The organism is Pseudoalteromonas sp. CO342X, assembly GCF_004208915.1.
GTDB classification, from domain to species: domain Bacteria; phylum Pseudomonadota; class Gammaproteobacteria; order Enterobacterales; family Alteromonadaceae; genus Pseudoalteromonas; species Pseudoalteromonas maricaloris.
Map to the genome: position 1 here is coordinate 1 of NZ_SGPH01000014.1, position 22,323 is coordinate 22,323.

Here is a 22,323-nt window from a genome sequence, read left to right on the forward strand (position 1 = left end):
GTCATTAGCTCAGTTGGTAGAGCAGTGGACTTTTAATCCATTGGTCGATGGTTCGAGTCCATCATGACCCACCACTTACAAGCACACGAATTCAATTTTGAGCAAGTCATTAGCTCAGTTGGGTGAAAAAAGACCGAAGCAACGCTTCGCAGCTTTTTGAACGCGAGTCAGGACGACGAGCCGGAACACCTCTTCAGGACGAATCAATGGCACTTATTATTCTTGAGCGGGTCATTAGCTCAGTTGGTAGAGCAGTGGACTTTTAATCCATTGGTCGATGGTTCGAGTCCATCATGACCCACCATCCTCATATTCTTCATATATTATTCAAAATACTTTCTTAAACTCGCCATTTTGAGCTAAACATTCGCTAGGATTACCCCTGTATTTTTCGTATAATTCTACCTAATTATGCAATGTGGACTAGTGGTCGAGAAATGAGTCTAGCTGAACGTATTATGCCGGAAGATTATATCTTCCCTCCAAAACCTGCCCCTCTTACCGTTGAAGAAAAAGCAGAGTATAAAGCGCGTATCAAAGCGCTATTAGTTGAAAAAAATGCGGTACTGGTTGCCCATTATTATACTGATCCTGAGATCCAAGCACTTGCTGAAGAAACTGGCGGCTGTGTTGCTGATTCATTAGAAATGGCACGGTTTGGCGCTAAGCAAGAAGACAAAGACATGATCATCGTCGCCGGCGTGCGCTTTATGGGCGAAACGGCAAAAATATTAACACCGCACAAAACTGTTGTGATGCCAACGCTCGAAGCAACTTGCTCGTTGGACGTTGGTTGCCCTATCGACGAGTTTTCTGCGTTTTGCGATCAACACCCAGACAGAAAAGTGGTGGTATACGCCAATACCTCAACTGCGGTAAAGGCCAGAGCGGATTGGATCGTCACCTCTTCTTGCGCGCTTGAGATTGTTGAGCACCTTGATGAGCAAGGCGAAAAAATCATCTGGGGTCCGGATAAGCACTTAGGTTCTTATATCCAAAAGAAAACGGGCGCCGATATGATCATGTGGAACGGTGCGTGTATCGTTCATGATGAATTTAAAACCAAAGCCCTTAAAGACATGAAGCAGCTACATCCTGACGCTGCGGTACTGGTTCACCCTGAGTCTCCTGCGGAAATCGTAGACTTAGCGGATGCAGTAGGCTCAACGAGTCAATTAATTAAAGCTGCGCAAGAAATGGATAATCAGAAGTTTATCGTTGCCACCGATCGCGGTATCTTCTATAAAATGCAGCAACTTTGCCCTGAGAAAGAATTCTTCGAAGCACCAACCGCTGGTGAAGGCGCTACATGTCGTAGCTGTGCCCATTGCCCTTGGATGGCAATGAACGGCCTACAGGCAATTGAAGAAGCGCTTATCAGCCCACAAGGCAAAGAAGTCTTCGTTGATATGGAATTGCGTGAAGGCGCACTACGTTCGCTTAATCGCATGCTAGATTTTTCTGCATCCTTGCAGAAATAGTAGGATTAATAGACAAATAGATCCTAAAAGCAAAAAACTGCTTGATAAAGTGCGAGGCTTTTCATAGTATTAGCCCCGCAATTCAGTGCGGAGAGATGGCTGAGTGGCTTAAGGCGCACGACTGGAACTCGTGTATACGTTTATAGCGTATCGAGGGTTCGACTCCCTCTCTCTCCGCCATCCTAAAACCAGCTAAAGCTGGTTTTTTTGTGCCTTGAATTCTCCTCTTATCAACTTTCCCAGACAAATTGTGTGTTACCTAATTGATGAAACTTTGGATATTCAGAAGCTATTTAATATTTAAAGAGGTTTTGAATACTCGAGTATTTAGCACCTAGCATTGCCAGAGGTTGTCCAATTTTGAAAATAGCGCTAAGTTTAGATTTGATACCCTGAAGATAGAAAGCAGAAAGGAACATTAAGATGACAAATCTTAGTGAGCGACTTAAGGGCTTGGATCTGAGCCGAGTAACACATAGACTCAAAACCGCAGCTGGGATGACAGAGGCTGATTGTTTTCAAGCAGAAGTACTGTATAGACAATTTCTGATATTGAAGTCGAAATATCCAGATACGCCAATCACACCGCCGCAGCTTGCCGACGAGGTATGGCATGAACATATCGCAGATACAATCGCGTATTACAGGGGAGTTACTATTTATTGCTACAATGATTTGTTTTACTCATAACAGTATCAATTATTACTAAAAGGGAATTCACTCATGCTTTCTTTCAAACCTAATACAGCTTATCAAATATTGCTTTTGCTTTATGCCGCAAATACACAAGCAGCAATTAATAAAACTGAGTTTTCTAAATGTGCTAACAATACTTCATCCCTTGATAGGTTAGCTTGTTACGATGAACTGGCTCAAAAGTCAGGTTTTGTAAGTACAGTGAAGGAAACGAAACGCACCGAAGGGGATTGGAGAATATTTACCCAAATCAACCCTTTAGATGATACAAAGACGATAACTCTTTCTCTCATTGCATCTAATGGATCAAATATCTTGGGGAATCCAATAAACTTTTATGTCCGTTGTAAAAGTGGTAAAACAGAAGTTTACATAAATTGGAATGATTATTTGGGTAGTGAAGCAATAGTCACAACCCGAGTTGGGTCTAAATCAGCAGAAACCTCCAATTGGTCTTTATCTACTGATAAAAAAGCATCCTTTGCGCAAAATTCTATGAGCTTACTGCGTGATATAACTTCATCAAATCAATTCGTGGCACAAATAACTCCTTATAACGAAAGCCCTGTTACAGCGGTATTTAATACTACAGGTTTGAAAACAGCTTTATCTCCTATATTAGAAACATGTAACTGGAAGATTGATGTTCCCCCTACCGAGCCGTTTGTTGTCTCTGGTGCTCAAATGAAAGACTTTAAAAAAGCTATGCAGGAAATTAAGTTGCGACTTGGAGAAAGTAGTAGGGAATACCAACAAATGCTTCAGACTTACAATTCGATAAAAGTCGCTCAGAAGTAACACTACATATTTGAATCACATTTGAAGTGGGTGCCTGCAATTTATACTTATGATATTTTTCTGCTTGAGAATTACTCCGATTGGAGAATATATATGCAAGGTGTTTATATCGTAACTCTTTCTATTTCTGGGAACCAGCTTGAATAACTGCTTATTTTTACATACACAAAAAGATAACTTGGATTGGCCGAAGAAAGTAATAGGAACTAATACCAACATTTGTAGGTTTTGTAAAAGCCACTCTGTATCTTTCAAAAACAGATCGCACTCTGTTCCGGAAATGCTTGGAAACAAAAGTGTCTTTACTATAAATGAATGTGATTTTTGTAATAGAAAGTTCGCTAAGTATGAAGCCGAATTAGCTAAGTTCATCCCACCATCATTTATCACTAGAATAAGAGGGAAAAATGGCTTTAACGAAGTTCATTTTAAAGGGGGTCGTAAGATCTCTGGAGATTTTAATTTTATAAAAATACAGGCTGGCCTTGAAACACTCGACAAAGGTTTCAATGTTGTAATGCCAAAGTTTTCTCAAGTGAAAGTTTACAAGGCTCTTTTAAAATGCTTACTATCGTTACTCCCTGATGATGAACTGAATTTATTCGATAATGTTATTGAATGGTTACTCTCTGATGAAGGGTTCAGCTCATTTAAGTACGAGGCTAAAATTGCTTATGGTGTGAGACTACCAGACGCAAATTTACCTCAAATAATGTCTTTAGAAGTAAGTAAAGAGGCGACGAATAAAACTACTAGATATATTCTTGAAGGAAAGTTTAATAATTTGATTTTAATTCTTCCATTTTCATTTAACGCTCAAGAACATGTTGAATTTGAAACTTTGCCAGCGAGAAGTGAACGCGAAAAATTCTACTTCAAAGCAGTAAATTTAAAAACATATAAAGACCAGCATTGTTACAAACTTCGCTTCGATATTTGACGCTTTTTCGAGTTTAACTTTAGTGCAACGTTGAATATGTCGAAAACTATCATGACGGTGATTTCAACCAGCTAACGCCAGAGAAAATACATGACGTATTTGCGGCGCAAATGTAGAGTATGTCAACTAAGCTGCTGAAGGCTTTTCTCCGGCAGCAAATTCTCAAAAAATGTGATGTTAGTGGATAAGGAAAGTTTAATGAGGCGAGTTAAAGTCTATTACCAACATCGTGACGGTGGCACTGAGCTCATCAATTATGAAAAAGAATTACAGTCTTATCGTGAGGCTTGGGATGTTATTGATCATTACCCTTGGGACAAGGAATTGGAGTTGTTTGAGGCACTTGGGGAAGGTGGCGGGTTCTTTTTTATACTTGGCGATGAAGGCGGTAAGTGCGCGTCTTACCAATTGACACCAATAGAAAATAACCGCGGATTACTGACTTTGGATATTGTGTCTAAGCCAGCTACTTTTGGACTCTTTGGTGGTAAATCTGCTTCAGTCGATTTTGAGCTTGTCTCAATTCCAGAGGCTAAAAATCATATAAAAGCGCTATTTGAATACTCAATTGATTCTCTGTACGAAAAATATCGAAAGTAACAGTGTTGTATGAAAAGTATCCGTAGATATCAATTCCGGTGATTCATTTATCTTGGGCTTGTTCTCGTTGTATACTCTGCCTTATATATCAAACGGCGTGTGGCACGTTTCAACGGGAAATAAAAGGATGTATCAATGAATAGACTTGGCATACTAATTGGTTTGTTATTTTGTTGTAGCTATTCAATCGCTCAGCCCCAGCCGCAAGCAATCACAATTTACAATAACCCTTCTCAAGGTGTTCAAACCGAAAGCCGTGTATTTTCCTATCTGCAAAGCCAATTAACTCAGTTTGAGATTACACAGTCTGATGCCAGTGTTGACCGTGCGCTTAAAAATATTGCAGGAGGTGAAGGGGAGTGCGTTAGAAACTTAGTTGTGAATAAAGCGCGCAGTAAAACATTGCTATTTTCAGAGCCGACCACTTACTTTTTGGGGTTACAAGTTTTTGCTGCACCCTCAGTGCAATTGTTGTCTACACAAACCGAGCAAAACCTAGAGGCATTGTTAACGAGTCATCCCAAATGGTTGTTGGGCGTAGAAAAAGAGCGCTCATATGGTGATATTGCCGACGCCATGATACAGCAGACGCCGCCAGATCAGCTCTACGTGAAAGAAGGCAGCGAAAACGAAGCGCAAATGTATTCTATGTTGATGAGCAAACGTTTTGAGTTGCTGCTTGAATATCCCTCGGTTATTGCATACCACGCGAAAGATGCATCAGAAAAACCCGTACCAATTGCGGTTAGTGGTTTTGCTCCATTTATTACTGGGCATATCGCTTGTCGGGATACACCCGTTACACGCGGGTTTTTAGCGGCGATTAATTCTGTATTGGCGGGCTTGACGATGGACGAGCGCTTTATTAATTGGCATCTAGAATACATAGACAAGAGTTTACACGATACGTTTAAACAGCAGTTTAGCCAAGCGCAAAGCTCTCGGCTTTAAACTGAGACTTCCAATAATCTATCTGCCAGTGCATTTAGGTGTGAGCTATCGCACTGCGTCGCTGCATAAGTTCGAATACCATATACAGACATAATAAAGAAACGGGCCCTCTTTGTGGCTTCCTCTTCACTTAATGCTTCACTATCGGGCCAAGCTATCAAAAACTGTTGCCTGATCAGTGATTCAAATTGGTGCAAGTTAGCGCTGAGTGCCGCTTGAATTTCCGCATCCTGCTCGCCAATTTCATTAAGCGTTTTGGTGAGCAAACACACTTTCTTTGACTCGTCGCCTAAACATTCACCGACAAGATCTTGTAAGAATCGCTCAAGTGCACAGCGAAGGCTAGTGCTGTTTTCGAACAGCTTTTGATAATGCACTCGTCGGTCTGCTTGATATTGATCTATGGCGGCTAATAGCAAACCTTTTTTATTTTTGAACGCACAGTAGATAGAACCCGGATGGAGTCCGGTTACTTCGGTCAGTTTGGGCATACTGGTTTTGTTGTAGCCATAAGTCATAAATGCTTGCATGGCATTTCTCAGTACGGTTTCTCTATCAAACTCAGCTGTTCTCATTGATTTCCTAAGTGCACAAAATGTGTTTAAACATCACCATTATACCAAGACTTCAGCCCATTTTTGATAACAATGAAAAAAATGTAAAGGTTTAACTTGAATAATAATTCAAGAATCCCTATCTTGAATGTATATTCAAATATATGGAGAGTCATACATGCCACAGGTACTTTTTGAAAATGTTAAGCTAAATAACACCATATCACTCAATAATCGCATCTTGATGGCGCCGTTGACGCGCTGTATGGCAGACGACGACTTAGTGCCTACCGATGACATGGTGAAGTACTACGCAAAGCGAGCAAAAGCGGGATTAATCATTAGTGAAGCAACGATTATTCGCCCTGATGCTCAAGGGTACCCAAATACGCCGGGGCTATTTACACAAGCACAAATTGCAGGATGGAAGAAAGTAACGGATGCGGTACACGCTGAAGGCGGCAAAATGTTTGCACAATTGTGGCACGTTGGACGTGTAGCCCATCCATACTTCTTTGATGGAGAGGTCTTAGCACCTTCAGCTATTGGTATCGAAGGTTCTATTCCAAGAATGCGTGATTTAACCTACCAAACGCCAAAAGCAGCTACTAAGGAAGACATTACAAAGCTCATTGCCGATTATGCACAAGCGGCAGCAAACGCAATAGAAGCTGGTTTTGATGGAGTTGAAATTCACGGTGCCAATGGTTATTTAATTGACCAGTTTTTACATTACGCTGCGAATCAGCGTACCGATGAGTATGGTCAAACGCCAGAAAACATGAGCCGATTTGCTTTGCAAGTAACAGATGCCATTGCTGAGCGTATCGGTGCTGACAGAGTCGGCCTAAGACTATCACCTGGCGCTTACTTCAATATGGATGGCGACCAAAGAGACAGAGCTGTATTTGATTACCTCATTAAAGCGTTAAACAGCCGCAACTTAGCCTATCTGCATCTGGGCATCTTCGACGATGCGATGGAGTTTGATTATTTGGGTGGCAGTGCTTCAGCTTACTTGCGTAGCATTTATAAAGGAACGTTGGTAGGTGTGGGGAGCTATACAGCTGAGTCAGGTGCTGAGGCTATCCAAAACCAAAAATTTGACTTATTGGCGATTGGTAGGCCGTTTATTGCTAATCCTGATTATGTGGAGAGGGTGCAAGCCGGTCAAGCCGTGAAAGAGTATGATGAGTCTATGCTTGCAACATTAGACTAAAACCAATCCATAAGTATGAATTTAGTGGGATGCCAGACACTTAAGTTTGGCATTTTTTTGTATATTGCATAAGCTTATAGCTAGCGTCAGAGGGAAAGCGGCAACTTTTGGTATAAAAGTTGTCATCTTTATCCATTTAGCTTGAATGTGTTTTAAGTATTTTACTGTCAAGCATTTGCTAATTAATAGTCAACTGGATTGTAGCTTATTTTTTAACATTGATAGGAATAAAGGAGTACTTTGGAGTTTATTTGTTCGCTAAGTGTGTAATAATATGCCAGCAATGCAGTTGTGAGTGCGTCGGACATGCAAGAAGATTTACTAAATTCCGTTATCAGAATAACAAAAACGAGAGACGTCGATTCTCTTGAATACAGCTTAGTGTCAACTATTCAAGAGTTTATAGGCTGTAAAGAAGTTGCTGTTTATAAGGATCTGCTCGTTCCCGGAGAGATAGCAATTGAAAGAAGCTTACTATTAAGAAAGCTCTCCGATAAGGAATTTGACTGGGAAGAGCGAAGCCTAGTTAAAGAACCAGATAAAGAGTTAATCTCTTGTTTGCAATCAGCTTGCATTATCACCGTACAAGCTAAGGATGGTATTGAGCATCGTTGGGTGCCTATCAGCCTTCAAGAAAAGCCAGTTGGTGCTATCGCAGTTGTAAGCACTGGGTTGTCGAGTGCAGATCAAGTACTACTTAATGCATTTTGCCGCATTTTTGAAAATTATCTCACCATTCTTCACGAAAACGAGCGCGATAAACTCACCGGACTACTGAATCGTCAAACGTTTGAAAAGCGCTTGAAACAACTGATTGAAAAGCAAGTTATCAAACAACATAAAACGGTATGGCATGGTGATGTGCGCTCGGTGCATAAAGGCGCAACCTCATGGCTTGCAATCATGGATATCGATCACTTTAAAAAAGTAAACGATAACTACGGACATGTGTGCGGAGATGAGGTTTTACTGCTATTAGCGCAGCGCATGCGCCAATTTTTTCGCTCCACAGACTTGTTGTTTCGCTTCGGTGGCGAAGAGTTTGTACTGGTCTTTGAGCCAACGGATTACGACTCAATAAAAGCTAAGATGGACGAGTTTATGGAGTTGGTACGAAATACCCACTTTCCATTCGTAAAAAAGCTTACCGTCAGTGTTGGAATGTCTCGCATTAGCCCGTATGATTTCCCCATCACTGTGCTTGAAAACGCCGACAAAGCGCTTTATTACGCAAAAGATAATGGTCGCGATATGCTTTGTTTTTACGAAGCGTTGCTGTCTGAGCATAAAATTGAAGCGCCGGAAGAGAGCTCTGATATAGATTTGTTCTAACAGTTTATCTAAGAAGCGACGGTTGTCGCTTTTCTATTCAAGCGCACTCGCATTAACCTCAATAACTACCGCTTATAGGAAGATTCAGATACACTTAACACAGCGTTAAACTGCATGGCAGACAACATGTTACACATCATCCAATCGAATCGAATGGAAATCTTGCAGGCGCAACTCTGCACACTCATAAAATCAGCACCGCTCGCTAACCCTTTTGCAAAAGAAGTGGTGTTAGTACAATCTCCAGGTATGTCTGAATGGCTCAAACTAGGCATGAGTCAACATTTAGGAATAAGTGCACAGGTCGACTTTCCATTACCATCTAGCTTCATTTGGAAGCTATACCAAAATTTTATTGATGATGTTCCCAAGGAATCCGCTTTTAATAAAGACAATATGACTTGGAAACTATTTACGCTGTTACCTGACTGCATTGATAAGCCTCAATATATTGCGCTTAAGCACTATTTAGGTGACGACCCGTCAGGAATTAAACTCTTTGCATTGTGTGAAAAAATTGCCGACGTTTTTGACCAATATTTAATGTACCGCCCCCAGTGGATTGAACTTTGGGATCAGGGCCAAGATACGCTCATAGATGTGGATGTTGAAGCCATCGCCCCTTGGCAGCCAGATCTCTGGCGTCGTTTAGTCCACCATGTTGAAGTGCTTGAACAAAGTCCATATCACCGTGCCAACATGCACGAGAAATTGCTGCAAGGGCTGGCCAATGCACCAGAAGGCAAGCTTCCCGAGCGGATCTGTATATTTGGACTGTCAGCCATATCGACCAGTCAGCTTGATATTTTTCAAGCACTTGGCCAAAAAGCGAATGTATTTTTATTCTTTTTTAACCCCAGTGAACACTACTGGGGAGATTTAGTCGATGAGAAGACTCAAGCTAAAGTCGCTGCAAAATACGCCAAGATGCCAGAACTCGAAGCGAAAGACGGCGAGTATTATTACATCGGCAATCCACTCCTTTCTTCATGGGGAAAGCTCGGGCGTGACTATTTTGAGCAATTATTGCAGCTTGATGCCAGTTGGATTGATGGATTTGATGACGTGTTTGATGACAGCCTGCTTGGCCAGGTACAGCATGAGATCTACCAGTTGGCATTTAAAGGAGAGTCGTTAACCGCGGATCCAAATTGGTTTGTTTCGCAGCAGGGCAAGTTACCCATTATGGCCGATGATACCAGTATCGTTTTTCAGGATTGCCACACGCCACTGCGTGAGGTCGAACGGCTCCATGATTATTTACTCAATCTGTTTGAACAAAATCCAAGCCTGACGCCTAAAGACATTATCGTCATGATGCCTGATGTGGGCACCTATTCGCCATTTATTAAAGCAGTGTTTGACAGCAGTGAAGATAGGCTAAGGATCCCTTATGCGATTTCCGATCTTGCAATCGAGCAAGAGCGGCCTATTTTAACGTCTTTTGTGACACTAACAGACTTACCCAATAACCGTTTTTGCGTGTCGGATATTCTCGATTTGTTGGGCGTTTTGCCGATCGCCGAACAGTTTAACCTTGAAAGCCATGAGTTTGACTTAATTCGCTATTGGCTTGATCAGGTCAGTGTTAAATGGGGCTTAAATGACAGCCATAAAAGCGAATATGGCTTGCCAAAAATACCACTAAATACTTGGCAGCATGGACTCAACCGTTTGCTCTTAGGGGTTGCAACAAACGACGAACAGACGCCGTTCGCATCTATTTATCCTGCTGATGAAGTCGAAGGTATGTCGGTGGCAGTACTTAACAAGCTTATCGGCTTTGTTGATGCGCTGATTTGGTTAAAGCGACAACTCAGCAGCGAAAAGACCTTAACGAACTTCGCAGCAATTCTACGTGAAGCCATGGCGCTATTTTACTCGTCAGAGTCTGAACAGAGTTGGGATTTACTTAAGCTTGAGCAGATTATAGAGAACATCGAAAAACACCATGAAAATGGCGATATTCAAGCGCCAGTCTCAGCAAAAATCTTAGCGTATTTGGTTAAGCAAGGCGTCAGAGAAAAAGGGGTTGGGCAGCGCTTTTTAGCCGGAGCGGTAAACTTTTGTACGTTGATGCCGATGCGTGCTATTCCATTTAAAGTGGTGTGTATGCTTGGTCTAAATGACGCGGACTATCCTCGTACTGTGCAGCCTATTGGTTTTGATTTAGTCGCACACTCCACGAGACGTAAAGGCGATCGCTCACGAAAACTAGACGACAGATACTTGTTCTTAGAAGCGTTACTCAGTGCTCGAGAAAACTTGTATATCAGTTATATTGGCCGCTCTTGTTTTAACAACGAAGCCCAAGTGCCATCCGTTCTAGTCAGCGAATTGACTGAATATCTAGATCGCAGCTTTTATTTTGAAGATATGCCAAAGCAGTCGCTTGTTACCCGATTAACTTCACAACTGCCATTACAACCTTTTAATCCTGAACATTTTAAAGCAGGCTCACTACAGAGCTACAATCGTACCTGGCTTTGGCGGCATAGAGCGGCGCAAGCTGATGAAATAAAACCGTTGGCACCAGTTTTAGACGCAGAAATTGAGTTTAGCGATTTGCTGCGCGGCATTTGCGAGCCGCAAAAGTTATTTTATCAGCAAGCGCTGGGCATTAAGCTCAAACCAATAGAAGCGTTAACACTCGATGAAGAGCCTTTTGCATTAGATGCTTTGGAGCGCTATCAATATTTAGATGAAGTGTTGGATGCTCAGCTACAACAACAGCCCTTAAATCTTGAACAGATATTACAACGAGGCTCGCTGCCTCAAGCAAACATTGGCAAACTACAGCTGGAGGGCCTGCTCAGCCGCGTTGAACCTATGGTTAACGTACTGGCCCCATTACTTAATGAGCCAAAGGAGCCTCTAGAGCTAAAACTTAGTGTTGCAGAGCATATACTGGTTGGTTGGCTTGATTGTGTGTATGACAACAGGCAAGTGTATTATCGTAGTGCCAGCATTAAAGCCAAAGATTTGATTAAAGGGTTTTTACATCATTGCGCGGCCTGTGTAATGGGGCATGAAGTCACTACTTATATTGTTGGGCTAGATCAAAGCGTGCACTTTGCCGCTATTTCACAGCCGCAAGCACAGCAATATTTGGAGCAGTGGCTGGCTTTTTATAAGCAAGCACTGAGTGAACCTGTGGCATTTTTTCCAAGTTCTAGCATGGAATACGCCAAGACACAGGATATTAAAAAGGCTGTAAATAAATTTAAGCCGCAATATGTTGGTCGAGGAGAAGGGGAAGATCCCTATGTTCAATTATGCTTTAGCGATTTGTCAGCTCATGAAGCGTGTTTTTGTGCTCTTAGCCTTACTTTGTTAACACCTATTCTTGATGCCGCCGAGGAGGTACGCCATGGAGATGCTTAATCCCATTACTATGCCTCTAAGTGGCCAAAACCTAATTGAAGCCAGTGCAGGTACGGGGAAAACCTACACCATCACTGGTTTATATTTGCGCTATTTACTTGGCTTGCGTACTTCTGATCAGCAACATGAGCCGTTAAGCGTTGAACAGATCTTAGTGGTAACTTTCACAGAAGCGGCAACACAAGAGATAAAAGACCGAGTGAGAAAACGCATTATTCAAGCTCGAGACGTGCTACTAGGTGAAAACTGTAAAGATGAATTGATAGGTGCCATTTTGGCGCAAGTTGAAGATAAAAAGCGTGCCTTTGATCTCCTTGATGCAGCCGCTAAGTCAATGGATGAGGCCGCGATATTCACCATTCACGGCTTTTGCCAAAGAATGCTGAAGCAACATGCTTTTGAGTCTAAGGTGGCATTTAATCTCGAGTTTATTCTCGACGAGAGCGAGCTGATTGACGCCGCTATGGCAGATCATTGGCGACGTTTTGTCTATCCACTAGATACAGAAAAAACACAGGCTGTGATAGAGCAATTTGCCACGCCATATGCCCTGGCGAAGCAAGTTAGACCCTTATTAGCAAGAGAAAATGCCGAAATTAAACCCTCTGTTTCCTTAGATGCAGTGTTTGCAGCTCGCGAAAAATATCAAACATTAGCACTGTGGCTAAAGGCCGAAATAGTCAAAGCTGACTACATCAATGTGTTGAAAAACGCAGGACTGGCAGGCAATCGGGCACCTGGGCGAAAAGCTAATCTTCAAGCGCTGGAGGATTATGTCAACAGTGAGCAATGGTGGTTTGAGTTTGGTAGCAGTAATCACTCCTTTGGACTTTGGGGCAGTGAAAGCCTCACCGATGTTGCTCAATATAAAAAGAATACAACGCCGCTGGAGCATAAGCTTATTCGTCACTTTGATACCTTGGCAGAGCTCCACCAGTTGGTTGGGAGTGGGCTTAAAATCGCGTTAGTGCAACACGCGGTGAACGAGGTAAGAGCTTTACTTCACGCCCACAAAGAAGAATATGGCTTGATCTCTCCCGACGATTTACTTAAGCAGCTGCATCAAGCGCTGTTAGGCGACAGTGGTGAGCGCTTAGCCGAAAAAATTGCACAGCAATATCCGGTTGCCATGATAGATGAGTTTCAGGATACCGATCCCATTCAATATGGGATCTTTAGCCGAGTTTATGCAAAGGAAAGTACCGCATTAACCTTGATAGGCGACCCAAAACAAGCCATTTACGGCTTTCGCGGAGCTGATATTTTTACTTATATCGGTGCAAAGCAAGGAGTTGCGCAAGACAGGCAGTATACGCTTGCAACCAATTATCGCTCCGATAGTGACGTGGTTGCCGCAGTGAATACGATATTTACTCGCCATCCCAATAGTTTTATCTACAACAAAGATATCCCTTTCATTGAGGTGAGCGCGCAAGGTAAAGCCGAGGATGCGCAATTTACTATCGCGTCTAAAAAGTCGTCAGCTCTGCGCTTCAGTGTATTACCAAATGAGGATGAAGCGCTTAACAAAAGCGCCGCGCAAGCCCGGCTAAGTCAGGTGTTCGCCGGTCGAGTTGCAGCGCTTATCGAGCAAGGGCAGTCGGGGATTGCGAAGATTGGCGAAAACCCAGTTGTGCCAGCGGATATCTGTGTGTTAGTTCGCGACCGCATAGAAGCGAGCTTGATCAAACGAGCCTTAAATCAACTCGATATTGCCAGTGTGTACCTTGCCAGAGATAGTGTATTTAGGCAGCCGCTCGCAATTGCCTTGTATCAACTGCTTGATGTACTGCACGGGAGTTACGACGAAGCGGCGCTCAGAGGCGTGCTTGCGGGACCATTATTTTATTTAAACAACCAAGCGCTGTATGACTTGCAGTTTAATGAGCAGCTGTGGCAAGGTTATTTGCAGTTATTTAGTGAGTTAACACAGCTTTGGTATCGCTCTGGTGCGATGGCGATGCTGGAACATTTATTGATAACTTGTGAGCTGCCAGTGATTTGGCAGCAGCAGGGAATGGAAGTGGAGCGTTGGCTTACTGACTTCCGCCATTTGGCTGAGCTTTTACAGCATAAACAATTAGAGCTTGATGGCACGGGTCGTGTGCTTCGTTGGTTTTTATCGCAGCTAAATAACGCCCAGAGTGACAGCAGCCAAATTCGCTTAGAGAGTGATGCCAATCTGGTGAAAATTGTGACCATGCACGCATCAAAAGGTTTGGAGTATCCGATTGTCTTTATGCCATTTGCGCTTGGGTTTCGTGAACCTGATACGTTAGTTTATCACCAAGGAGATAAGCTAGTTGTCGATCTTGAAGCCAGTGACGACGCCAAAGAAAAAGCAGAGCAAGAACGACTGGCTGAGGATATTCGCTTACTTTACGTTGCGCTGACGCGTGCGGTGCATTATTGCGAGCTTGGGCTTTACGATATTCAACAAGGGCGCAGTAAAAAGTCTGCGCTGCACAAAACGGCTTTAGGGTTTGCCTTGTTTGGCATGGAAACCTTCGACAGTGCTGAGGCTTGGCAAGGTGCCCTAAGCGAGTTATGTAAAGCACATGCGGCAATGGAGTGCGTAAGAGTAGATGAAATCACCGCGCCACAGCAAGCGATAAACATATCGCTTGAAGACAAGCCTCTAACTTTGTCAGCGAAAACCTTCACCGGTCAGATTGAACGCCATTGGCGTACCACAAGCTTCAGCCAGCTAAGCTATCACACGCATCATGGTGATAAACCAGCCGGGGCCGTGGACGAAAACCATTTACTGGACTTACCTGAGCAGCATCAAGAGCGGGAAAAAAACTCTTATACATTTCCTAAGGGCGCCAAGCCGGGTAGTTGTTTGCACGAAATCTTTGAGCTAATAGATTTTACCGCACCGAATTCCCCCAAAAACGAAGATAAGTATACGTTGACCGAAGCGGTCACTAAATCTCTGGATAAGTTTGGTATTGCGACCGAATGGCAAGAGACCGCTGAGCGCTGGATAACAAGCTGTTTGGCAGCACCATTTGCGCCACATCCTCATTTACAACTTGGTGTGCTGCCACCGGACGACTGCATTGTTGAAATGGAGTTTTATTTGCCACTGAAACCACTCAGTGCGGTGAAGCTGAACAAGATCCTCAGTGATATCACTGGACAAAAGTCGTTTTTAAACTTTGATGATGTGAAAGGCATGCTGAAGGGGTTTATCGATTTAATCTTCAAGTGGCAAGGACAGTTTTTTGTTCTCGATTACAAGTCCAACTACCTTGGTGATAGCCCAGAAGATTATCACTACGATAACCTCAATGCCGCGATGTCGTCTCATCAGTATCATTTGCAGTATATGATTTATACCGTGGCACTTCACCGCTTGTTAAAGCAGCGCCTTGTGGACTATAACCCTGAGCAGCATTTGGGCGGGAACTACTATTTGTTCTTACGTGCATTACCGGACAATCAGGGGATTTTCTTCAATCAGTTAAGCGTAGAGCAGGTGTTAGAATTAGATGCATTATTTGAGGAGTCTGTATGAGCCAGTTAAGTATGGACTTTGAGGCATTTGACCATCATAGCTTTATAACGTTATTGCTTGAACATAAACGAGTTGGTAAAGCCGATATCGCGTTAGCCAAGTTGCTGAATCAGCAAGGCTACGACGATCACTTCTATGTATTTTTACTATTATTAATCGCTCATGGTCGTCAGCATAGTTGTTTAGAGTTAGACAGTATTAATTACCAGGATCCGTTTGAGCTCAGCTACGCGGTTGCGGATGGATCTGTAGAGTTGTCGCCATTTTCAAGCACAGGTATAGCCTTTGCTGCGCTCGCACAGCATCCTGCGATAGGTGAAGATAAGCCGCTTCGGCTATACGGTAATAAGCTCTACTTGGCGAGATTAGCAAATTATGAAGCAAGGCTTGCTGGACACTTTGAAATGTTGGCAAAAGCCGATGTTACGCTGGACGAAGCAAAACTGAGTGCACTGTTGGCGTCGTTTTTTCCAGCCAGTGAAGAAGACATTGATTGGCAAAAAGTGGCTTGTACGCTTGCTATTATTAAGCGATTTTGTGTCATCACGGGTGGTCCCGGTACAGGAAAAACCACGACGGTCACAAAACTGCTTGCTATTTTACAGTCGCTTTATAACAGTGCGCCGTTGACCATCAAGCTAGTAGCGCCGACCGGCAAAGCGGCTGCGAGGCTCAGTGAGTCAATTATTGGTGCGAAAGCGAGGTTAAACCTGCCGCCAGCGCTTGCTGATTTACTGCCGGAGCAGGCGCAAACTATTCATCGCTTGTTAGGCGTTATTCCTAATAGCGTGCACTATCGTCATAATCAAGATAACCCGCTGCATGTTGATGTGCTGATTGTTGACGAAGCATCCATGGTGGACTTATCGCTTATGGCTAAGCTGGTGGATGCACTACCAAAACATGCACGGCTTATTTTGCTCGGCGATAAAGATCAGCTGGCATCGGTAGATACCGGTAACGTACTCAGCGACTTATGTGAAAACTTAACGCTTGGGCAAGCACCACATTACAGTCAGGCACTGAAAGCAAAGCTAGCTGAGTTGAGTAAACAAAACTTGCCTGAGTCGGGTGATACCAGCGCTGACTTTATGTTGGAAGACAATCTGGCGTTTTTACAAAAAAGTCACCGTTTTGACAGTCGAAGCGGGATTGGTCAGTTAGCATTTGCCGTAAATAGCAACAATAAGCGGCAATTAGACAGCGTGCTGGGGCAAGGTTATAGCGATATACAGCATCATGAATTAAATAGTGAAACCTATAATGCCTTAATTGCCAGAGCGGCGGAGCAATACCAGCGATACCTGCTTGCCATTCATCATGGTGAGAGTGAGGCCATAATACATAGCGAGTTTGCCAGTTATCAATTGCTTGCGGCCGTGCGAGAAGGCCCTTACGGTGTGAACGAATTAAATCGCAGAATAGAGCTCAAGCTTAGTCAAATGGGATTGGTACAACCGACAGGGCGCTTTTACGTTGGTATGCCCATTATGATCACCCAAAACGATTACCAGTTGAAACTATTTAACGGCGATATCGGGATCATTTTACGCGACGAACAGGGTGAGCTACAGGCATCATTTATTGATGAACAGGGCAGCGTTAGGCGCTTTTATCCTGCCAGATTGCCGAGCTTTGATAGAGTGTATGTAATGACTATCCACAAATCGCAAGGCTCGGAGTTTGCTTACACGGCAATGATATTACCACCAATTCAACGTGCGCAGCAGGGGATAAACCGCCAGCTCATTTATACAGGGATCACCCGAGCTAAACAGCAGTTTGAATTGGTGGCGCAATATAAAGTATTAGTGCAGGGTATGAATCGAAGTGTGAGCCGCAGTAGTGGTTTACGAAGTCGGTTATCAAATTGATGAATTTTTTGTTAAAAACTTGTTTTATTTTATGGTTTGGCTAAGGTTAAAGTGAGCTTGAAAGCTAGCTCGCCCAGTGAGTAGACTTGCCGTCAGTTAACGTGTTAACTGACGGCGTTTTTTATTCCGTTGGTATTAGAACTTTAGTTTATCAATAAGTGTGTTAGGGTCGATTTCCAGTTCATCCATTAACGACCAGCGAGTTTGCTTTTGTACACTACCTTTTCCTAAGATCCAGTAATCATAAGTTTTTTCAATACGGCCATTGGTATGCTGGATAGTCAACCAAGCATTTACATAACTCAGTAAATCTTGATTACGCTTAGCGACAGCAAATCCAACTGGGTATTTCAAACTCGCCCCTTCCGGCACCACAACACCAAATTCAGGGTAGAACATGCTCCATGCAAAGCCTGCCTCTGCGCTGATCACTAAGGCGTCATATTTTGCTGGGTGCTTAAAATAGCTTTGCAAATTGTTAATGCTGGATACTTTTACCTTAGGGTTTTGCTGCGCCAATTGTTTGAGTAGCGGAGCATACTCAACGTGGGCTAAATTCAGCTTATCAAGCGTAAGTAGGGCTGACTTGTCAGCAAACTTCTTCAAATCATGATCTTTGGCCAAGAGCGCCAGTTGCAGCTCCAACACCTTGTCACTAAAGCGCACGCTTTGTAAGTCGGCAATATTAATTTCAAGGCCGGACATTGCAATATCGAAATATCCCTTGTTGAGATACTCTGCCAGTTGTGGCTTTTTAAAAGGAATAAACTCGATTTTAACCCCAAGGTCGGATGCGAGCCTATGTGCGAGGCTGACATCAAAACCCACTAACTGGTCTTTTTGATTAAAGTAACTAAATGGCACATTATCGATAAGATACCCTACACGCAGCAGGTTACGTTTTTTAATCACATCGATATTTGTCAGAGACAGCTCACCACTTTGGTATGCTTTAGGGACATAGCTAAGCACATGAGCAGGGACGGTATCCGAGATCACCATATTAGCTATGGCCTCATCGGCCGATTTGGTTTGCTTACCGAGATAATTATTTGCCGTAAAACTCAACAACATAAATGCTGGGAGTAGTGCAGATAGTAGCGTTAAATAATAAACCGAACGTACGCGTTTTAAGTGTAATTGTCTGCGGTTGATAAAAATACATAGAAACACAAATGCGAAGATATATACCACAGTGGTCGGTGAAACCACTTTTGCGGTGAGTACCGACATCGATAAATATAACTGATAAGTATCAGCCGGGACACGCAAGGTATCGAGCAAATAGGGAATCGCGATATGTACGTTTGCAAAGTAACTTAGCATCGCTGATAAAGACACATTAGGAATTTGTTCGATGCCGATTTGGTTGCCGGTAAGCCATGCTGCAAAAGAGACAAAAATGAGGGTCGTAAGCTTTCCTAAGCTCGGGAAGGTATAAGCGATAGGCACTAACACCTCAGCGATGTGATCAGAGCTTTCGTCGCTTTGCTTAATTTTGCGTAAATGATCTTTGATCCCCTCGGTGATCACCGGCAATACAATGAAAACGTTTCCGGTACTAAATGCGGTGATCCAAGCATTGCGCATAACCATGATGAGGTCGCGGTATTTAACAGGGGTGAGTGCGGCAACAAGCATAGGTAGTAGTACTAACATCAAATACACGCCAACACATAAAACGACAACCCAGTACACTTGCAATTCAGACAGTTCTTCTGCGCTCATGGTGCCAGCGGTGCTTGCTGTCATCGCAAAAATGCCGATAGGGAAGATGGCAATGATCTTCTTGGAAATCACCGACAGACCTTGACCAACGACTTCTAACACATCGAGTAAACGGTTTTTCTTTTGATTAGAAATAAGCGCCATACCTAGCGCAATACAAAATATGACTAAGGCCGGTACATTACCTTCTGCCATAGAAGCAAAAGGATTAGAGGGAATATAATGTTTAACGAAGTCTACTTCGGGAGCTGCGGCGACCAATGCTGGTGAGAAAAAGGTCCCGGCATCATGCGCTGGTAATGTCATAATAAAGCACCAGATCACAGCAAGACCTACCACCCAAATGGAGATCATGACTAGCGCTGCTTTTGCAAGAATGCTTTTAACTTGTTCGGGATTAAACTTGCCTAAACCCACGATAAGGCTGACGACAATATAAGGGAGAATGGTGATTTGCATCAGGTTTACAAAACCTGTACCAATAGGTTTTAAAAATGATAACCGTTCACCGAAAACTAAACCAGCAAAAATGCCAAGTATGAGCGCCCAAAGCATCCAGTTAATGTTTTTTAGAAAATTAAGCAATTTAGTCATGTGCTCAGTCGAAAAAAGAGCGGTATTTTAATTAGCTTAGCTTAAAACTTACTGAATGTTTGAGCGATTTGATTACAAATTATCGAGTGTTTACTCAAAGTTCATAATCATCCCCATTTTTGGCACGATAACAGGCTTTTCCTGCCGGTTGTTGCACGCCGTGATAAAAGCTCATCCATAGTTTTTGTAGCTGGGTTTTAGTCTTTTTACCAACCACAGACGCCAGTGGTGTTTCGACGATAATATCTTCGATATGGGCGCTATCAAATTGGCCGAGCATTCCGGTGCGATTGAAGGTAATTTCAATATGTAAGCCATCTTCCTGTTTTAACAAAATAGCCTCCGGTGTTTCACGGTGACCGCAAAGCGCGACGAATTGGCTACAGTTTTTTAAACCGCAATGGGTGCCGTTGGCAAAAAACGCAAGCAGGTGATTGTAGTAAACCACATAGTCTGTCACCTCCATGTGTGAGCCAAACTCTAAAGGACATTGTTCATCAAGATACTGTTTTGCCAGCATTGACTGTTGCGCTTTTGTATCGTCAATTGGTTGCTCTGTATGCGGTTGTAATTGCGCTGCCATGATCCACCTCACTTGTTCATGTTGTCATAAATTGGGAAATATATTCTGGTTGTTTCGTGTACATTTTGAGTGTAAGTTAAATATTCAAATAATTTCACAAAAAGAATTTCACAGTGTGAATTTCACAAAAATGGGGTGTGAAATCATGGCAAAAGTTGCAAGCTTAATTAGAAAGTCCCACTTTTTGGGTACTAAAATAAGAAATCTAAGAAAGCGTAACCATCTGACTTTAGAAGACTTATCGGCTAGGTGCGTTAAGCAAGATCCAGCCAGCGCGCCCTCCGTTTCCTACCTATCAATGATTGAAAGAGGACAGCGTACGCCAAGCGAAGCGATGCTCGAAAATTTCTCCACTGTATTTCAAAAGCCGGTTGAGTGGTTTTTAGATAGTCAACCAGAAGCGCCGGAGATTGCGCCAGATAAAGGCAATTTCGGTGGGATAGTGGGGATGGCTTTAGAGCCCAACTTTCTATTTGCCAAAGAGATATTACAAATTGCGATCCCAGAAATGCTATCCCAAGCGGGGATCAGTGGTAGGCAGTTTGCGCACCTTTTGATCCGCGCCCACCAAGAGCACCATCAAAACCACTTTCCTGATTTAGAGCGAGCAGCCGATGAAGTGGGAGGTAAAAATCTCTATCTCAGTTGTGATGACCTCATGGCAATTTTGCTAGCAAAAGGTCGAAAAGTGGAGTGGTTTGAGCAATCTTCGCCTGACGGAGAGGGGATGATCACTTCTTATTTCAAAGAGCCAAACATGGTGTTTATAAATCGCGCGTTGTACGCACATCCCGCGAGAATGAAATACGATTTAGCCGTTCATATTGGCCATGCAGTGCTTCACAATAGTGAAGGGTTAGAATGTGTACTCACTACTGGAGAAAGTCGTAAAAGTAGCGATAACCCCGATCATGATACTCCTAATGCTCAAGATATTTTGAGCGCGTGGCAGGATTTTGAATCGAGCTTCTTCGCAGGGGCCTTATTGTGTCCCCGTACACCATTTCGGCAGTTACTCGAAAGCCGAGGTTACGATGTGCGCGTCCATGAGCAACTTGGTATTTCTGCTTCCGTCGCAATGCGCAGAATGACATCGGTTTCACCTTATCCACATTGGCATTATTTTGATGCTTATCAAGCAGGTAAACTCAAGGCGGTGTATCGGGGCAATGGTATTCCTTTACCTTGGGGTAATATGCGTAGCGTTGCCGATCCGTGTCAGCACTGGGCCGTATTTCGTAAATTTCATGATGATAGTAATAGTGCCAGTGCTCAGCTTTCGATCCTGAACGTCAATGGTAAACCGCGTCTGTATTGCTGTGAGTCAGTAAAAATCGTTGATGTGGCGAATCGTCCAAGGGTGCTGTGTGCGGGTCTTGATCTCAATCCTGCTATTAATGCACAAGGAATTGATGCTGACACCTTGATTGGAGAGTTGCAACAAGCTTGTATTAGCCATGGTGGCGCGAGTGTGGTGCCCTATCATATGAAAACCCAATTACTCCGTGTCGCCAAGATTTTAAATATCCAGTGGATTGAAAGAGGGCTTGAGGGCTCTGTTAGGGTGATTTGTACTCGAGGAAAAAGCTGTCCAAGAAAGCCGAGCTGTTATGTCGAGAGTCCGTAATTGACGCCATTCGATGATTGTTTTGTTGAGTTTTTGATAATAAAAGTTGAAAAGGTGGGCGTTGCATGCCATATTTTTTAAGCGGGTTGTTTACATCTGCTTAATACTCATTCTTTTAACTATCATCTAGGAGACGTAAATGTTCATCTACAACAAACAACGCCCTAGTGATCTGCATGAATGTTCCGTTAATTACCACTTGAGTGAGTGGTTCGACGAATAGCCTCACCTGAATTTCAATTCTATTCCCACCGACAATTTGTTGGTCGGGTTTTATCACGTTCCGTATCAATGCGAATGTAAACCCTAACGCTAATTGCGTTTAGGTTTTTCAAAAAACCAAATTAATAATACCAGTTGTATTAAGTAAATGATCTATCTTGAAGCGGGGAAATAGCTTTAGTAGCACCGCTCTCGCGTCCTGCTACCGCTAAGGTAA

The 22,323-nt window shown here is 43.1% G+C and carries 15 protein-coding genes and 2 tRNA genes; 14 read left to right on the forward strand and 3 right to left on the reverse strand.

Going from position 1 to position 22,323, the window contains the following annotated elements:
* Window positions 1-228 precede the first annotated feature (228 nt).
* From EXT47_RS06075 to EXT47_RS06115, 8 genes are all read left to right on the forward strand, one after another.
* A tRNA-Lys gene (locus EXT47_RS06075) sits at window positions 229-304 on the forward strand.
* 133 nt (window positions 305-437) lie between these two features.
* Window positions 438-1,481, forward strand: coding sequence for a quinolinate synthase NadA (gene nadA / locus EXT47_RS06080; RefSeq protein WP_026000839.1), 1,044 nt, complete (start codon window positions 438-440; stop codon window positions 1,479-1,481).
* A gap of 89 nt (window positions 1,482-1,570) precedes the next feature.
* Window positions 1,571-1,661 (forward strand) — tRNA-Ser (locus tag EXT47_RS06085).
* Between the two features lie 243 nt (window positions 1,662-1,904).
* On the forward strand, window positions 1,905-2,171 hold the full coding sequence (locus tag EXT47_RS06090; RefSeq protein ID WP_130126113.1) for a hypothetical protein: 267 nt from the start codon (window positions 1,905-1,907) through the stop codon (window positions 2,169-2,171).
* Between the two features lie 33 nt (window positions 2,172-2,204).
* Complete coding sequence (locus EXT47_RS06095) at window positions 2,205-2,975, forward strand: type VI secretion system-associated protein TagO (RefSeq protein WP_130126114.1); 771 nt, start codon at window positions 2,205-2,207, stop codon at window positions 2,973-2,975.
* A 139-nt stretch (window positions 2,976-3,114) separates the two neighbouring features.
* Window positions 3,115-3,915 (forward strand): hypothetical protein, encoded by an 801-nt coding sequence (locus EXT47_RS06100; RefSeq protein WP_130126115.1) that lies wholly within the window; start codon window positions 3,115-3,117, stop codon window positions 3,913-3,915.
* 198 nt (window positions 3,916-4,113) lie between these two features.
* Complete coding sequence (locus EXT47_RS06110) at window positions 4,114-4,515, forward strand: hypothetical protein (RefSeq protein ID WP_130126116.1); 402 nt, start codon at window positions 4,114-4,116, stop codon at window positions 4,513-4,515.
* Window positions 4,516-4,650: 135 nt separating this feature from the next.
* Complete coding sequence (locus tag EXT47_RS06115) at window positions 4,651-5,466, forward strand: hypothetical protein (protein WP_039497314.1); 816 nt, start codon at window positions 4,651-4,653, stop codon at window positions 5,464-5,466.
* On the opposite strand, the gene EXT47_RS06120 is transcribed toward EXT47_RS06115, so the two are convergent.
* Entirely contained in the window at window positions 5,463-6,041 is a 579-nt protein-coding gene (locus EXT47_RS06120) for a TetR/AcrR family transcriptional regulator (RefSeq protein WP_039497317.1), read from the reverse strand. The genes EXT47_RS06115 and EXT47_RS06120 overlap by 4 nt on opposite strands.
* 157 nt (window positions 6,042-6,198) lie before the next feature.
* On the opposite strand from EXT47_RS06120, the gene EXT47_RS06125 reads away from it, so the two are divergent.
* From EXT47_RS06125 to recD, 5 genes are all read left to right on the forward strand, one after another.
* Entirely contained in the window at window positions 6,199-7,239 is a 1,041-nt protein-coding gene (locus EXT47_RS06125) for an alkene reductase (RefSeq protein WP_130126117.1), read from the forward strand.
* A gap of 306 nt (window positions 7,240-7,545) precedes the next feature.
* Window positions 7,546-8,571 (forward strand): GGDEF domain-containing protein, encoded by a 1,026-nt coding sequence (locus EXT47_RS06130; protein WP_130126118.1) that lies wholly within the window; start codon window positions 7,546-7,548, stop codon window positions 8,569-8,571.
* Window positions 8,572-8,697: 126 nt separating this feature from the next.
* Window positions 8,698-11,955: an exodeoxyribonuclease V subunit gamma gene (recC, locus tag EXT47_RS06135; protein WP_205991253.1), complete on the forward strand. Its 3,258-nt coding sequence runs from the start codon at window positions 8,698-8,700 to the stop codon at window positions 11,953-11,955.
* The gene (gene recB / locus EXT47_RS06140; RefSeq protein ID WP_130126120.1) at window positions 11,942-15,478 is read left to right on the forward strand and encodes an exodeoxyribonuclease V subunit beta; all 3,537 of its coding nucleotides are present in this window, start codon (window positions 11,942-11,944) and stop codon (window positions 15,476-15,478) included. Before recC ends, recB begins: the two co-directional genes overlap by 14 nt.
* Entirely contained in the window at window positions 15,475-17,352 is a 1,878-nt protein-coding gene (gene recD / locus EXT47_RS06145) for an exodeoxyribonuclease V subunit alpha (protein WP_130126121.1), read from the forward strand. The genes recB and recD overlap by 4 nt, the downstream gene beginning before the upstream one ends.
* A 135-nt stretch (window positions 17,353-17,487) precedes the next feature.
* Here the strand turns inward: recD and EXT47_RS06150 are convergent, their stop codons facing one another.
* Window positions 17,488-19,674 (reverse strand): cation:dicarboxylase symporter family transporter, encoded by a 2,187-nt coding sequence (locus EXT47_RS06150; protein WP_130126122.1) that lies wholly within the window; start codon window positions 19,672-19,674, stop codon window positions 17,488-17,490.
* Window positions 19,675-19,768: 94 nt separating this feature from the next.
* Window positions 19,769-20,257, reverse strand: coding sequence for a malate synthase (locus EXT47_RS06155; RefSeq protein ID WP_130126123.1), 489 nt, complete (start codon window positions 20,255-20,257; stop codon window positions 19,769-19,771).
* Between the two features lie 145 nt (window positions 20,258-20,402).
* On the opposite strand from EXT47_RS06155, the gene EXT47_RS06160 reads away from it, so the two are divergent.
* Window positions 20,403-21,884, forward strand: coding sequence for a DUF3612 domain-containing protein (locus tag EXT47_RS06160; RefSeq protein WP_130126124.1), 1,482 nt, complete (start codon window positions 20,403-20,405; stop codon window positions 21,882-21,884).
* The last annotated feature ends 439 nt before the right edge of the window (window positions 21,885-22,323 follow it).